A 15,803-nucleotide genomic window follows, 5' to 3' on the forward strand; every position below is an offset into this window, starting at 1 on the left:
AATTGCAAAAGGAGATTAATATTGTCATGGAATTCCCTCGCTATGTGAATATAGAACAAGCAAGAAATGTACTCGCTGAAAGTGGAGTTGAGCTTACCCAGCGGCAAATAAAGCGCGCGGCAGATCCGGATGCACACGGAAAACGAAAGCTGCCATTTTTTGTTGACCCCATTGACGGGCGATTAAAAATTGATAAGAACCTTTTGGTGGAGATTTATACCAGTTGTCAGGTGAATGCTCAAAATAATGCACACATTAATGCGTCCAGTCTTCGGAGTGTATTTGACCGGAAAAGTTAATTGCGATATGCAGAGTCATGTCAGATATCAGGAAAAGAACAGGGAAAAAGGGGGCCACATATCAGGTCCGCTACGCAGATGATTCATCAAAAGTCGGATACTCCTACGCAAGCTTCAGAACGCTAAAGGAAGCAAAAGCGTATTCGCAGGATTCTCAAAACTGGAGAAGTAAATCCGCGGCAGACGATAAAGCTGTGCCAGAAGCGGTTGATATGTGGCTGAAAATCTGTGCGACCGAAGGGCGAGAAGGAAGAGATCCTGTTTCTCCTGCTACATATAAATATTACAGCTATATTGCTGAGAAGATGAAGTCCTACCATTGGACAAAGAATATATCAGCACTCACAAAGCCAGATGTTGTCAGTTTCAGGTCGTGGCTTATCAGTGAGCATGGGCGTTATTTGGCCGCTAAGACACTTACTTATTTTCATGCTGTTCTCGCTGAAATGTCTACACGTGGCTATGTGGATAGCAACGTAGCGTCGGGGGTTAGTATTCGGAAGGATACTCGTTATTCTGAGCCAATCATTATTCCGACGCTGAAAGAAATCCAAGCGCTGCTTAAGGCTGCGGATGATCTTGCAAACTCTAAAAATTTACAAATTGCAAAAGCTTGGGAGCGTTACCGTCCCATCTTATACCTGGCAGTGGATTCTGGAATGCGCCCTCAAGAGTATTTGGCACTCGCCGGGCGTAGTGTTAAGAAGGGTGGAGTACAGGTCGAGAGGGCCATTGATCGAAGCGGCGAACTATCCGTACCTAAAACACCCGCTTCGCGCCGATTTATCGAGATTAGCTATGAGACTTTAACGATGATTACCTATTATCGTGACCACAAGGCCGTAGAAAATATCCATGACCTTGTATTTCCAACGTCAACCGGGGGATGGCAATCGCTCGACAATTGGCGAAAGCGCGGATTTTACGCGGCCTCAGAAAAAGCAGGGTTAATCGTTGCTAAAAAAGTAGATGGGAAAGACATTATTTTACCGAAATACACACCGTATTCCTTGCGCCATTTTTTTGCCTCCATGCTGATCGCAGAAAAAACAGATATTGCGAAGATCAAGGCGCTTATGGGGCACACCGACATTAGCACCACCTACGATGTGTACGGTCATCTGATTGAGCGTGGAGCTGATGAGAAAGATAAGGCCAGCGGAATGATTTCGCGGATAAAAAGTCTGGGGGCCCCTGATGTAGAGCAATCTATCCCCCGTGACGTTTTGACCCGAGCTGGCGATTTTTGTCACGCTAAAAAAACTTCGGAAACCTTATGATTTGATCGTTTTTGGTAGGTTGAGGTGGGGAGTCAGCAGCTACCTCTCTACGAGCAGCTTTTGGCCGTTTCCTACCCGTTGTGCGGCTAGACTGTCTGGATTAATTCATCCTGTCGTGACCGGCAGCAAACCGAAGAAGACATGCACTGGCGGGAGGTATCGGTTAGGAGGAAGATCCCAAAAGTTGCCTATGAAACCAAGGGCGAATTGGGGTTGCTTTCCACTGTATTAAGTTATGGAACACCTGGGAAGGGTAAAGTAGCCAGCCCTCATGTCTGGCAACTTTCTCCAGCATTGAAATGGTCAAGGTGCCAATTACACGTGCACGGCCACCAGAGCAAAGTCCTGTGGACCCGCCGAGACATTCGAGGCGACGACTTCGAATGTCCACTCGCCAGCCATCGGCTTGTCGATCTGGACCATTTCGACATTATTGGTGCTGTCGAGTTTGAGGATTCCGGCCTTCGCACCGGCAGCCTGGTTGCCAATCAATCTCTTCCCGGAAGGAGTGCGAACGATGAGATTCAGGTTGTTCACCAGTTGTTTTCCTGGATAGTCAGTGTAAGTGAGCACTATCCGCATAGGCCGTGCCGTCTCTGCAATCGTTTGTGTGACACTCCACTTTTTCCCCGTTACGAGGGCCGGCCCATCAATCGTAAGGATTGGGTCGGAGAGTGACCGGTCAAGATTTACACGCCCAAAACCTTGATGGGGATCGAGCAAGACGCCTTTGGGAGCCGTTCCAGGCAGGCGCTCCGCCCCGGCGATCAGTAATGCTTTGATGAGGGCTGCACTCGGATTGGATAATTGCCGTTGGCTGCGTAGATACTCTCGCAGCAATGCCACCGCCCCAGCTGTAAGCGGTGTAGCCATGCTTGTTCCCCCCATATAGAAGTATTTGTGGTTGATCGGATATGGGGACCACGCAAAGTTATTCGGGGCGATTTGGGTCGAACGCGTAGAGAGAATGAAGGTGCCAGGGGCAACGACATCGGGCTTGGTGCGGTTGTCGCTGGTGGGACCGCGGCTGCTAAATGCCGCCACCTGGTCGGGCTTGTCAGCAATCGAGGCGCTGTGAAGTGGGGCCACAGGGTAGTCGTCTGGCCACCATTCACCATAGGTACTGGCCTTGAATTCCGGACGCCTGTTTTCACTTGCTCCCACGGTAATGCAATTTTTGGCAGTTCCAGGAGACGTCACACTCATTAAATTGACCTTACCGTCACCATCCTTGTCTGTTCCATCGTTTCCTGCCGCGATGATGAAGCAGAAATCCCGGTGTTTCCAAACATACTCGTCAAATTGCCTGCATTGCTCGTCGTATTCACCAGCATCCCCACCGCCCCAAGAATTGGAGTGGATACGGGCGCCATTATCGTAAGCAAATTGGAATAAGGTGCCGAGATTGTCGGGCAGGCCAGCAAGTATGTATCGGCGTCGTGCCAGACTCGGAGCGGTTGATGGCTTCCATTTCATTTCCTGCTCTATGGCTTGAAAAACAAGCTTGGCATTATAGGCGAGGCCATGGATTCGTTCCGGTCCGCCGTTCGATGCGGTACCGTTGCCGAGCACCGAACCACTGACATGCGTGCCATGCCCTGAGTCGACATCAGCGGCTCCGTCATCCGCGCCGCCATTGGTGACGTAATTAAGCCAGGACGAGGCAATTGGATAGCTCTTGATAGCGACGATCCTCCCGGCGAAATCAGGATGGATGGTCGCGGGATCCCCCGTATCGAGACCGGTATCGCATACGGCAATGATTTCCCCATCGCCAGTCAGACCGAGCTTTGTAGACATGCTTTTCGGATTGCCATTACCCATGATGATGGTGGCCACGTTATTGGAAGTACGCGGAATGACCCTTTGCCGGACGTATCGCACACCGTGCACTGCAGACACCTGACGCAGTTGCTCCGGGATGGTTTTCGAAGCCTGGGTGGAAGCCACGATCAAGACACGAGCACGGGCGTTCTTGGAAAGGATCTTAAATCCGAGTCGACTTACCTCCTTCGAAATCCTCTGCACGTCGGCACCATCAAAAAGTTCTATCGAGAAATTGTCAGGGACCTCGTGCCGCCTCGGGAGAGTTTCACCGCTATCTTTTTTCTCCACGAGTTCAGGAGCAAGCCGCGCATCGTGTTGTAAATGTCCCACCCACTGTATGAAGGGGAGCTCGGCAATTTTCGTGAGTTGTTTGCCCGCCGTCCGGATGACATATCCAAAAGCGCCATAGGGTTCACAAATTTTAACTCCGACTTTTCGCAGTTGGTTCAACCAGGTGCGTTTGATTGGAGCGATGAACTGCACCACGTAGTGGTGTGGCTTCTCATCCACTTCGGATACATTCGGGTCAACTCCCCCGTGGATCAGCGTGTGGATCGTGTGCTTGCCCATTTGCAAGTCATATTCCTGAGTGATGTCTTCTACAGGAAACTCACGCGCTAATACTGTGGCGTCCTGGTTATTCGCGTGAACCACCACGAACGCGTCATAGCGATCAATGATCTGCGCTCGTGCCTCAATTGAAGGGATATCGGATTTGTCAGCAAAAACTTTGAGGACAGACATCGCAATGCTCCTTGTTAGGCAATAGAGGCCGGCGCAAGCTTTCGTTTTTCAGTAACACTATTTTTCCAGGGGGCACCAGCACGTCCGTGACGTACACTTCGGTCCTTTCCGGTAAAGCCAACACATACTTCATAGTAGTACGGCGAATACAAATCCACCTCCGCTACTGCGACAGGAGCGCTTGGAGTGAAAAGGCAAATGCCCGCATCTGGCCGTTACCTACCCGATGCAGAAGCCAGTTATCCCTGCCAACGCAGTCGGCCCGATGCGCTCGACTAATAATTGCTCGTTTCAAGCAGGCATTCCAGATCACTCTTTAATTATGATTGGCAATTGGCTTGATTCAAAAAAAATCTATTCTGCCTCGAAGCACCGTTCAAATGGTCTGATTTAATAGGATTATGCGTTGGGTTCTGTCAGGAGCTAAGAATGAAGAAGGTAAGCCGGGGAGAAGATGTCGGACATCCTGTTGTTAGGGGGAGTGGAGAGTCTTTTAAAACTTTTTCTATAGTTGTTCCCGGAGAGGGCTTTTCTCGGTTCAATTTTGATTCAATGCAGTCGATGCCGGGTAACATGGTTGCTATTATTCAGTTGGTGCAGAATGGTTTGGTGGTGGGTATTGGTACGGGTTTTCTGATCGATGCTGATATATTACTGACGGCTAAGCATGTTTTTGAAAATTCATTTGATTTTTACAATGTCGCTATCGGCTATGATCCTCGATCGAATTTGCGTGTACCTGTGAAAAAAGTTAGATCGCGAATATTGCATAATTCGTTAGATTTGTCCGTTCTTTTAGTTGAAGGCCTTGAGTCGCAATGGTTTAGGTTTGCCCGGCGTCGGCCAAAAACTAACGATGAAGTCGAAGTCGCAGGTTATGGGTTTAATTATGTTGATGGAGGCTTAAGGTGTAGTCGCGGGATTGGAAGTGTCACAGAGCTAGAGAATCAAGCAATTGGCTACTTGATAAACACATCGGCAGGGGATAGTGGAGGACCTGTATTTAGAAAAAATAATAATGTTTATGAAGTGTTGGGTGTTCATGTGGAAGGTGCTGGTGACCCCTTTGTAGGAAATAAAGGGGTTTTACTTAATCCAGAAGTTATTTCTGATGTTAGGGATATGATACGACTGGCTAGAGAGCAGGCTGTATGAAAATTTTATTGTGGAGTTTGGTCTTTTTGTTTTGGTTGACAGGGTGCGGTTCTGGATTTCCTGGGTTTAGACCACTGTCTTATTCAAATAAAAGTGAGGCTAGAGTTTATATAAGCCCTGATTTGTGTATGCATTCGCCAGTAGTGCAAGGTAAGAAAGAAATTGCTGTAATACCTGCGGCTCTTGCAGTTCAAGCAGTGAATGTAATTTTTGATAAATTTAATACAGCTTTAAAGAATGGCACTCAAGCAGGCAATTTGCCCGCTAGCATTTCTTCGTTGAATTTTGAACCTGAAAAAGGACGTATTCCAACTTGTATATTAATTGTTCGTGGTGAATTTGTTAACGGTCCGGAAACTAAAGATTCAAAGCAGCTGCTTGACTTTATACTTGAGCCGCTGACTCCTGCAGAGATGTCAATTCGGGCTTCGCCAAAATATGTGGCTGCAAAGAAATCAAGGAAGTTGCAGCGTCCGGAAAAATTTAAGGATGAGGCTGAGGAGTTTGAATGGAAATCAATGAGTGAACTGTGGCAAAAAGAAGCTGATCTCCTAGAAAAATCAAGGCGGTATAGCGAATTTAGGATCGCGAAAAATTCTACATGGATTAATTCGATTGATCATATTTTTGAGCTTCAAATGGTGATTGCTTCCAATAAAAAATTTCTGGCTATCGCGCCTGTGTTTGCTCGAGTTGATCGGTCCCTTGATGACGACAAGAGCGGTGTTCGTTCCTTTGCTATATCAACAAAATTCGAACCCGCGAAAGAATCTGTGACTGGTACTGATTCTGGAGCTAAAGCTGGATCTCTAGTTCAACTTCGTAATTTAAGAATTGGTAAGGCAGTTGTCTATTCACCTGTTATTGATCAACGGCTTCGATTCTCAAATGAGTCGGACTGGTTTGGTGTTTTCAATGGGGTGAGTGGTGATGGTGGTGGAGCTAGTACCTCATCGGATGCAGTCAATTCCGCAGGAAAATCTCAAGGGAAATATACGGTTGCTAACGATTCATTTAAGGGGGATAACCAAAAGGAGGTTGAGAATTTAGATTTTTATTTGCAGTCTATTAGTACGAGTTCAGTGCCGATGACGGTCACCACTACAGTTGTAGAAGCAAGGCCGGATAAAGTCGGTCGAGCTTTTTTTGCAGAGGTGTTTGATGGAACCAAAGACGCATTAAAAAACTCACTTACATCCAAGCTGCAGAACAATGATCAAAAGAAAGTGGCTGATGCGACTGAATTTGGTGCAAGCATGCTTGCTCTTGATTCGAGGCTTGAGGCGGAGAATCAAGCAGTACAGAAGATTAGAGAGTATTGTAATGTTATGACCAGTTCAGGGGACTCTGTTTCTGAGCGAACTGATAGAGTTGCGAAGGTTAGTGCGGCAAACAAGTCGTCGATTGCTTTAATGCGTTTGACCTCTCCGCCTGGGCAGATGATATTTGGGAGTCTTTTGGAAAATACTGATTCTAGTAGTAATCCAAGTAATGTGGCGGTTTGTAAGCGGCTTGATTCCGATCAGAAGTGGTAGGGCGGCCGCGAAAACTGAGTGCAACACCTCACCCTCCGGTTATCTGATCCTGGTGAAAATGCGCGATGCCACCGCCACTTCTGCGGTCGAGGGATTTAGTGCTGCGCTGAACAGCATGCCGTTGGCGGTGCGCAAAAGCATGACGTATGACCAAGGCCGGGAGATGGCCAAGCATGCTGAAATTACGCAAAAAACGGGGGTGCCGATTTATTTCTGCGATCCGCATAGCCCCTGGCAGCGGGGGAGTAACGAGAACATCAATGGCTTGATTCGCCAGTACCTGCCCAAGGGCTCGGACTTGTCGGTGCACAGCCAGGAGGCGCTGGATGCCATTTCGTACCAGATGAACATTCGTCCTCGCAAGTGCTTCGGTTTTTAAATGTCCAATTGAAATGATGACAGAGGTAATGGGGATGTATCATGCTGCCCCTACGTCAATTCAATAACCGTGTTGCACTCGGCTCCTGCAACCGCCCATATTTATACAGCTTCCCAAGTCGTCATGGCAACAAATCAGGTACCCAGTGCCTTTCATTCATCGAGATGTAATTAACCATATTAATGAGGCGAGTAATTAGGCTAATCGTCTCATTATTTAGCTGGAAATGAGACGATTAAGGGATATATTCGTCTCATGACGTATAACTGGCAACAATCTGATTGGCCCAACTTTCGTTACGATCTTTCGGTCGTGGAAGATCTTCTGTTTGCCTTTGCAGAGAAAACTGGTCATATCGCCGGACTCCTGCAAGGGTTACCCGACAGTGCCCAGCAGGAAACAATTCTCTCTCTCATGGTTTCGGAGGCCGTTAAAACGTCCGAGATTGAGGGAGAGTTCATACAGCGCTCCGATGTTATGTCCTCGATCCGGAATAATCTCGGCCTCAATCCTGCTCATGAAGAGGTAAGGGACAAAAAGGCGCAGGGTGTCGGTGAGCTGATGGTCGCAGTTCGGCAAAGCTTTGCAGCCCCGCTTACTGAGACGATGCTGTTCGACTGGCATAGCAGGCTTATGGCCCCCTTCGTCAGACGTCTCATCGTCGGTCAATGGCGAAATCATGAGGACCCCATGCAAATTGTTTCCGGGCCTCTTGGTAAACAGCGCATCCATTTTGAGGCGCCATCCTCTTCTGACGTTCCGAAAGAAATGGCAGGCTTTATCCACTGGTTCAACGACACAGCCCCTGGCGGTAAAAATAGTCTCAAAAGCCCGGCAGTCCGCTCAGCCATTGCGCATCTCTATTTTGAGAGCATCCACCCATTTGAGGACGGCAATGGCCGCATCGGGCGTGCCTTGTCTGAAAAGGCCCTTTCCCAGGGGTTAGGCCGTCCTGTCGTCATGAGTCTCTCAAAGGCCATCGAGTCCAATCGAAAAGCCTATTATGGTGCCTTGAGCGACGCTCAAACCTCCAACAACCTTACAGAATGGATCGCTTATTTCACGCGCACAATTCTCGATGCTCAAAACGATACTGAGCAAACGATAAATGCTGCATTGTTCAAAACCAAAATCTTCGACCGTTATCGCGGGAAACTGAATGACAGGCAGATGAATATCATCAGCTTTATGCTGGAAAACAGCCAAGACGAAAGTACTCATATGCGCACGAAGACATACATGAAAATGACGGGGGCTTCAAAAGCGACAACGGCGCGAGACCTCCATAATCTCGTTGAGCTCGGTATTTTTAGGCAAGCTGGCGAAGGTCGTAACACGCATTACGAAATTGAAGTCATTTGACCAGTTTTATTGATCGTCACTGCTGGCTTTGGATGTTTCTTCAGAATCGTGTGGCAAGTGTGTGGCGAGCGCCACTTAAGTATCTGTAATCATAGGTATTTTTATAGCTTCCCAAGCTGTAGGTCGCGAGTTCGAGACTCGTCGCCCGCTCCATAATTAGATCAATGGGTTAGGTTCGTTTCTTGATATCAAATTGGATTGTTTTGATGGTTTTTGCCACAAAATCCTACCCGCCAGAACCCGCAGAAATCCGCCATTGTCCGCCGTGAGAGTTTTGGGCTTGTGGCGAATCTGTGGCAAATACTGACCGCCAGACGAGCTGGAATTTAGATAGCTGCATCTCTGTTGCACCTAGGAGCTGCCCTTAGAGTCTTTCCAAGCCATTCTCGTAGCCCATGCGCCCCTGAAAGGGGAAGTGGCCCTAACTCTTTGATTGCTGTCAATATTGCTGGCTATCAAAACATGGGCTAAAAAACTAGAATTGTTGCCTACTTGAGGATTGGCGCTCCAGGCGGTTTCGAAGGCCGGGAGCGCTGTGAGCTGTCCTCACACCCTGTTATTTAAAAGGATAGAGTTTTGGCTCAGTTAGAGAACATCGAGGCAATTGAAAGACGGCTTTGGAAGGCGGCAGACACCCTCCGTAGCAACTCTGAACTGGCCAGCAACGAATACTTCCTGCCCGTGATGGGTCTGATTTTCCTGCGTCACGCCTACAGCCGCTTCCTGTCCGTGAAGGACCAGATCATTGAGAACCTCCCGAGCCGGGGTGGCAAGACCCGTGAGCTCACCAAGGAAGACTTCTCGCAGAAAGGTGCAATCTACCTCAATCCCAAGGCTGAATTTGACGCTCTGGTAGCGCTGACAGACGCTGATGACCGTGCCGAAGCGATCATCAAGGCGATGGAGTCCATTGAGAAGGATTATGCCAACCTGGCGGGCCAGCTGCCTAAGAACGAGTATCGCAGCATCCCGAACGACGTCCTCGGCCAGCTCTTGCGAACCTTGAACCCAGACGAGTTGAAGAAGGCTACCGGGGACATCTTTGGTCGTATCTACGAATACTTCCTGACAGAGTTTGCCGACCAAGGGGCGCATGACGGCGGTGAATTCTTCACCCCTGTGTCTTTGGTGCAGCTCATCACCAACGTGCTGGAGCCGGACCACGGCATCATATTTGACCCAGCGTGCGGCTCCGGCGGCATGTTTGTGCAAAGCGCTCATTTCTTGGAGGTCCATAGAGACGATCCGAACAAACTCACCTTCTTCGGCCATGAGAAGAACCGTGTCACGACTCGTCTGTGCAAAATGAACCTCGCGGTTCATGGTCTTGAAGGCAATGTCGTCGGCGGCGAGCAGGCCATCACCTACTATAGCGATCCCCATGAAAAGCTTTGGGGTAATGTCGATTATGTTATGGCGAACCCGCCCTTCAACGTGGACGAGGTGGATGCTGAGAAAATCAAGAATGATCCGCGCCTGCCATTTGGCATCCCTGGTATTAACAAAACCAAGAAAGTTCCCAACGCAAACTATCTTTGGATTCAATATTTCTACAGCTACCTGAATGAAAAAGGGCGTGCTGGTTTTGTTATGTCCTCACAGGCTTCGAGTGCGAGCCGTGAGGACGCAAAAGTGCGCGAGCAACTTGTAAAGTCAGGCCATGTCGATGCGATGATCGACATCCGTGGCAATTTCTTCTACACGCGCACCGTCCCCTGTCAACTATGGTTCCTTAACAAGGATAAACCCAAAGAGCATCAGGACAAGGTGCTGATGATTGATGCGCGTAACGTATATCGTAAAGTTACGCGGAAGATTTACGATTTTAGCCCTGAGCAACTTAAAAACCTGACCTCAATTGTCTGGCTCTATCGCGGGCAAACTGATCGCTTCATTGAGCTCGTGCAGAGTTATATTGATAACGCGCTATTTGAAGCGCATGCCTGTGAAAGGTCGGAAGCTCTGATGGCAGAGCCTATGCCAGCTTTTATCGCTGCACTTAAAAAACTTTATGCAGCTATGAGTCCATTCCTGGAACTGTTAGAGAAAAAAGCTGAGTCTGACCAACCTCACGTTACTCTGCATAGTGAGTTATTGACGGCTATTGAACAAGTTAATGCTGACTGGTCTAGTTTTAAAGTTTTAAAAAATGATTTGCAGGAGTGGTGGGGGCGTCATCCGTATGACACGGCAAACGACTTACTCGATTTCACTGAGAGCGATATCTGCCTCAAGGATCTTGCGGAGAATAGCCGTGATTTGGTTAAACTCCTAGACCATGCTTATAAGCTCAGCATGCGGCTTATTGAGCTTTGTGAAAGTGAATATGGGGCAAGAGATAGTCATCTTTGGGATCAGTCAAGCATACACGGCACTCGTCGCGAAAGCCTGAAGAAATCCGCAGATGGATCTAGGAAAATCGCTGTAGAGCAACTTAAGAAAGTTCGTTATTTGTACAAACAGGCGCACTGGCTTCTTTCACGCTTCCCCGAAGGAAGGCTGTGTGATGTCAAAGGATTGGTAAGGCTGGTCCCAAGAGCTGATATTGAGAAAGCAGAATGGTCTTTAAGTCCTGGACGATATGTAGGGGTAGCGCCGGAAGAAATTGATGAAGATTTCGATTTTGAGGAAGCACTTCGAGATATTCATATTGAGCTTAAAGGGCTAAATGAAGAGGCCTGTAGGCTTTCGGATATAATTTCAAAGAACTTCGAGGAGCTAGGTGTATGAGCTGGGTCGAACGTTCGCTAGATCAATTAGGTTATGTTTCCCGAGGCAAATCACGTCATAGGCCAAGGGACGCAGCGCATTTGTATGGCGGCGCGTATCCTTTTATACAAACTGGAGATGTAAAGCACGCAGGACTATATCTGACTGAATATAGTCAGACATACAGCGATGCGGGTTTAGCGCAAAGTAAATTATGGCCTACAGGAACATTGTGTATAACGATTGCCGCAAATATTGCTGAAACAGCAATTCTTGGTATCGAAGCGTGCTTTCCAGATAGCGTAATTGGATTTATCCCAGATGCAGGCAAAGCCGACGTTAGGTACATAAAATACTTGTTTGAGGCAAGATTAAAGCTTGAATATAAACAATTTACTCAAGGGGCAGCCCAAGACAACCTAAGTCAGGGGAAGTTGCTGTCTATAAAATTTCGCGTCCCACAAGAGGTCAAAGAGCAAGCGAAAATAGCTGACTTTATTTCTGCGTATGATGAGTTGATCGAAAATAGCCGGAGAAGAATTAAGCTTCTGGAGGAGTCTGCTCGTCAGTTGTATCGTGAGTGGTTTGTGCTTTATAAGTTTCCGGGTAGTGAGCACGTTAAAAAAAACAACGGCATTCCTGATGGCTGGAGCCATCGCGCATTAGGTGATTTTTTTGATGTGATGCACGGCCACGCATTTAAGGGTGAGTATTTTAGTGATGATGAAACTGATAGGATTTTGTTAACACCAGGCAATTTCAAAATCGGCGGCGGTATTAAATTTGGAAAATTGAAATACTATCTAGAAGATGCGCCGCTAGAGGAAAGCTACACCTTGGAGTCGGGTGATATTCTGTTATCTATGACAGATCTTAGTAAAGAGTCTGATACGCTGGGGTTGCCATTGATTGTCCCACAAAATAATCGTCTAAAGTTTTTACACAATCAGCGGCTTGGAAAGATTGTGAAAAGAGGTGATGGTTACTTCCCAAGGTATTTCTTCTATAATTTGTTTCAGGATTACCGATATCGTTCGTTCGTTGTGGGGGCGGCAACTGGAACGTCAGTAAAACATTCATCGCCAATCAGGATAAAGTCTTATATGGCGTTAGTTCCGGACTCTTTGGACTGTGAGATAATAAACCAGTTCGATGAGTTTTCTGGTGCATGCCAACGTGAGGTAGATGTTTTACTGAATCAATGCATCGCTCTAGAGCAAGCAAGAAATTTACTTCTGCCACGTCTGATGAATGGAGACATCACTGTATGAATTCGATGACCGAGGATTACCTGGCGCAGCAGACGACTGCTAACTACCTGCTGCATGACTTGCAGTGGGATGAGTCGATCTACGCTATGCAGGAAGTTTTAGGCAAGGAAGGTACCCTCGGTCGCACAAGTGAAACCGAAATCGTTCTGAACCGTTACCTCGGCCAGAAGATCATCGATCTCAATCCTGGTCTTCCAATGGAGGCCTATGAAGACGCCTTGCGCATTGTGAATGAATACAGCAGCAGCTCTGTGCTATTGGCGACCAATCGCGAGAAAGACAATCTACATAAGAACGGCGTTGAGGTAGCCTTCCGGAACGAAAAAGGCGAGCGCGTCAAAAAGCGCCTTCGGCTTTTCGACTTCGATAACCCGTCAGCAAACCACTTTCTTGTCGTGCGGGAGCTTTGGGTTAAGGGCGACTTGTACCGCCGACGCGCCGATATTGTCTGCTTCGTGAACGGTGTCCCCCTCGTGTTCATGGAGCTCAAGAATGTCCATAAGGACATCAAGTCGGCTTACGAGAAGAACTTTGCTGACTACAAGGACACCATCCCGCATCTCTTCCACCACAACGCCTTCATCATCTTGGGCAATGGCGTGGACGCCAAGATCGGCTCAGTCTCCAGCAAGTATGAGCACTTCAACGACTGGAAGCGCCTGCATGAAGACAGCCCCGGTGTGGTGGATATGGAGACGCTGCTGAAAGGCACATGCTCCAAAGCTAACTTGATGGACATGTTCGAGAACTACATTCTCTTCGATGAGAGCACTGGAAAACTCGTGAAGATCGTCGCCCGGAATCACCAGTTCCTGGGTGTTAATCGCGCCATTGATGCCGTGAAGGATCGTAAAGCCCGTGCTGGCAAACTCGGAGTTTTCTGGCACACCCAAGGCTCCGGCAAGTCCTATTCAATTGTGTTCTTTGCCCGGAAGGTCCACCGCAAGCTCGGCGGTAACTATACCTTTGTCGTCCTGACCGACCGCGAAGACCTGGATACTCAGATCTACAAGACATTCGGCGGGTGCGGAGTTGTGGATAACGACCGTGATCCTTGCCGTGCCACCAGCGGTGAGCATTTGCAGGAGTTGCTGGGGCTGCACAAAGCTTTCGTATTCTCGCTGATCCAGAAATTCAACAAAAAAGTCGATCCCGAAAAACCTTACTCGGAACGTGATGACATCATTGTCATCACTGACGAGGCGCACCGTACCCAGTACGGCACGCTCTCGCTGAACATGCGTAACGCCATGCCCGGTGCCAGCTTCATCGGCTTCACTGGGACGCCACTGTTCAAGGATGACGAAATCACCAAGAAGGTCTTCGGTGAATACATCTCTACCTATGACTTCCAACGCGCCGTAGAAGACAACGCCACCGTGCCGCTCTATTACGACGCGCGCGGCGAACAATTGCGCTTCATTGATGAGGATGGCGACGAGCATAGTGTGGCCGATCCGAAGGGCCTGAATGAGAAGATCGCTGCGAAGCTTGAAGAGCTGGAGATTGAGGATATCGACGTTCAGCAGCGCCTTGAGCGCGAGCTGAAACGCGACTACCACATCATTACCAGCACCAGTCGCCTGGAACAGGTTGCACAGGATTTTGTCCGGCATTACGCCAATGGCTGGGAAACCGGCAAGTCGATGCTTGTTTGTATCGACAAGATCACCTGTGTGCGCATGCACAAGCTGATCGATGCCTATTGGCAGGAGCACATCGCCCAGCTGGAAAAAGACCTGCCGAGCGCTCTGGACGAGCAAGATGATATCTGGCGTCGTCGCCAGATCGACTGGATGCGGGAAACGCAGATCGCCGTTGTGGTGAGCGAAGAACAAGGCGAAGTGGACAAGTTCCGTAAATGGGATTTGGACATCACTCCGCATCGTCGCCTGATGAAAGAAGGCTTTCTGCTTGGCGATGGAAAGCGTATCGACCTTGAGAGTGCATTCAAAAAGCCTGAGCACCCGTTTCGCGTGGCTATCGTCTGCGCCATGTGGCTAACCGGTTTTGACGTACCAACCCTGTCCACCCTTTATCTCGACAAGCCTTTGCAGGCTCACACGCTTATGCAGGCAATTGCCCGTGCAAACCGTGTTGCAGAAGGCAAAAATAACGGTCTGATCGTCGATTACTGCGGCATCCTCAAAAACTTGCGCGAAGCTCTTTCTACATTTGCCGGTCGCGGGGATGAGGGGCATGGGGATGATGAGGGTGAACTCGATCCTACCTTGCCTAAGGAAGACCTTCTCGCAGAGCTCATCGAAGCTATTGGCTTTGTACGCGACTTCTTACATGTCCAGGGCTTCCGCCTTGAAGACATCAACGAGAAGACAGGCTTTGCGAGAAACGCCGCTATCGTTGAGGCCAAAGAAGCGGTCAACGAAAACGACCAGACTCGCAAACGCTTCGAGATTATGGCCCGCGAGGTCTTCAAGAAATTCAAAGCCTGCATCAATGTGCCCGGCGTGAATGGGCAGCGCGATGCCAGGGATGCGATCAATATCATCTACAAGAGTTTGCAGGCCGACCGGGAAGCCGCTGACATCAGCGACATCATTCGTCAACTTCACGGGATCGTCGATGAGGCGATCCACACCCGTACCGCTACAAGTGAGGGCGCAGGGGTCTATGACATTAGCAAGATCGACTTCGAACGGCTGCGCCTGGAGTTTGCAAAATCTCCGGCCAAGCACACCGCCGTGCAGGGATTGAAGGATGTCATCGAAAAACGTCTGAACATCCTGCTGATGAAGAACCCCCTGCGTACTGACTTCCAGGCCCACTACGACAAACTTGTCGATGAATACAATCTTGAGAAAGATCGGCTCACTATTCAAAAGACCTTCGAGGCGCTTCTGAAGCTGGTCGATGATCTGAGTGCGGAAGAACGTCGCGCCATGGAGGAGGGGCTTGATGAAGAAACTCTCGCCTTGTTCGACCTCCTCTCAAAGCCACAGCTCTCCAAGGGCGATACAGCAAAGATCAAGAAGGTCTCTGCCGAGCTGCTGGAAACCCTGAAAGCCGAGCGGCTCAGGGTCGAGAACTGGCGCGAGAAGGAAAGCACGCGCGACGCTGTGAAGCAGAAAATCTATGACTTCCTCTGGGACGACAGCACCGGGCTTCCGGATAAAGACTACAGTGAGGGTGAAATCAAAGTCCTGGCTGAGAATGTTTTCCGGCACGTCTATAGGGCTTACCCGACCGTGCCGTCGCCGATATACGGGCACTGATGATTTTCA

9 protein-coding genes and 1 pseudogene are annotated in these 15,803 nt (G+C 48.9%); 9 read left to right on the forward strand and 1 reads right to left on the reverse strand.

Annotation, left to right across the window (positions count from 1 at the left end):
* Positions 1-26 precede the first annotated feature (26 nt).
* The gene (locus ACA059_RS04145) at positions 27-299 is read left to right on the forward strand and encodes a hypothetical protein (protein WP_497632835.1); all 273 of its coding nucleotides are present in this window, start codon (positions 27-29) and stop codon (positions 297-299) included.
* Between the two features lie 17 nt (positions 300-316).
* On the forward strand, positions 317-1,579 hold the full coding sequence (locus ACA059_RS04150) for a tyrosine-type recombinase/integrase (protein WP_497632836.1): 1,263 nt from the start codon (positions 317-319) through the stop codon (positions 1,577-1,579).
* A gap of 315 nt (positions 1,580-1,894) precedes the next feature.
* Here the strand turns inward: ACA059_RS04150 and ACA059_RS04155 are convergent, their stop codons facing one another.
* Positions 1,895-4,150, reverse strand: coding sequence for a S8 family serine peptidase (locus ACA059_RS04155; protein WP_497632837.1), 2,256 nt, complete (start codon positions 4,148-4,150; stop codon positions 1,895-1,897).
* Between the two features lie 429 nt (positions 4,151-4,579).
* On the opposite strand from ACA059_RS04155, the gene ACA059_RS04160 reads away from it, so the two are divergent.
* The 7 genes and pseudogenes from ACA059_RS04160 (at position 4,580) to ACA059_RS04190 (ending at position 15,794) form a co-directional block, all read left to right on the forward strand.
* Positions 4,580-5,305, forward strand: a complete 726-nt coding sequence (locus ACA059_RS04160; RefSeq protein ID WP_497632838.1) for a trypsin-like serine peptidase — start codon at positions 4,580-4,582, stop codon at positions 5,303-5,305.
* A complete protein-coding gene (locus tag ACA059_RS04165; RefSeq protein ID WP_497632839.1) occupies positions 5,302-6,840 on the forward strand; it encodes a hypothetical protein in 1,539 nt (512 codons plus the stop codon). Before ACA059_RS04160 ends, ACA059_RS04165 begins: the two co-directional genes overlap by 4 nt.
* A gap of 34 nt (positions 6,841-6,874) precedes the next feature.
* Positions 6,875-7,286, forward strand: a pseudogene (locus ACA059_RS04170) (IS30 family transposase); the annotation flags it as partial.
* A gap of 188 nt (positions 7,287-7,474) precedes the next feature.
* Complete coding sequence (locus tag ACA059_RS04175) at positions 7,475-8,581, forward strand: Fic family protein (RefSeq protein ID WP_497632840.1); 1,107 nt, start codon at positions 7,475-7,477, stop codon at positions 8,579-8,581.
* Positions 8,582-9,157: 576 nt separating this feature from the next.
* The gene (locus ACA059_RS04180) at positions 9,158-11,311 is read left to right on the forward strand and encodes a class I SAM-dependent DNA methyltransferase (RefSeq protein WP_497632841.1); all 2,154 of its coding nucleotides are present in this window, start codon (positions 9,158-9,160) and stop codon (positions 11,309-11,311) included.
* On the forward strand, positions 11,308-12,561 hold the full coding sequence (locus tag ACA059_RS04185) for a restriction endonuclease subunit S (protein WP_497632842.1): 1,254 nt from the start codon (positions 11,308-11,310) through the stop codon (positions 12,559-12,561). The genes ACA059_RS04180 and ACA059_RS04185 overlap by 4 nt, the downstream gene beginning before the upstream one ends.
* On the forward strand, positions 12,558-15,794 hold the full coding sequence (locus ACA059_RS04190) for a type I restriction endonuclease subunit R (protein WP_497632843.1): 3,237 nt from the start codon (positions 12,558-12,560) through the stop codon (positions 15,792-15,794). The genes ACA059_RS04185 and ACA059_RS04190 overlap by 4 nt, the downstream gene beginning before the upstream one ends.
* The last annotated feature ends 9 nt before the right edge of the window (positions 15,795-15,803 follow it).

The sequence above is a fragment of the Pseudomonas sp. LBUM1647 genome (assembly GCF_059716175.1).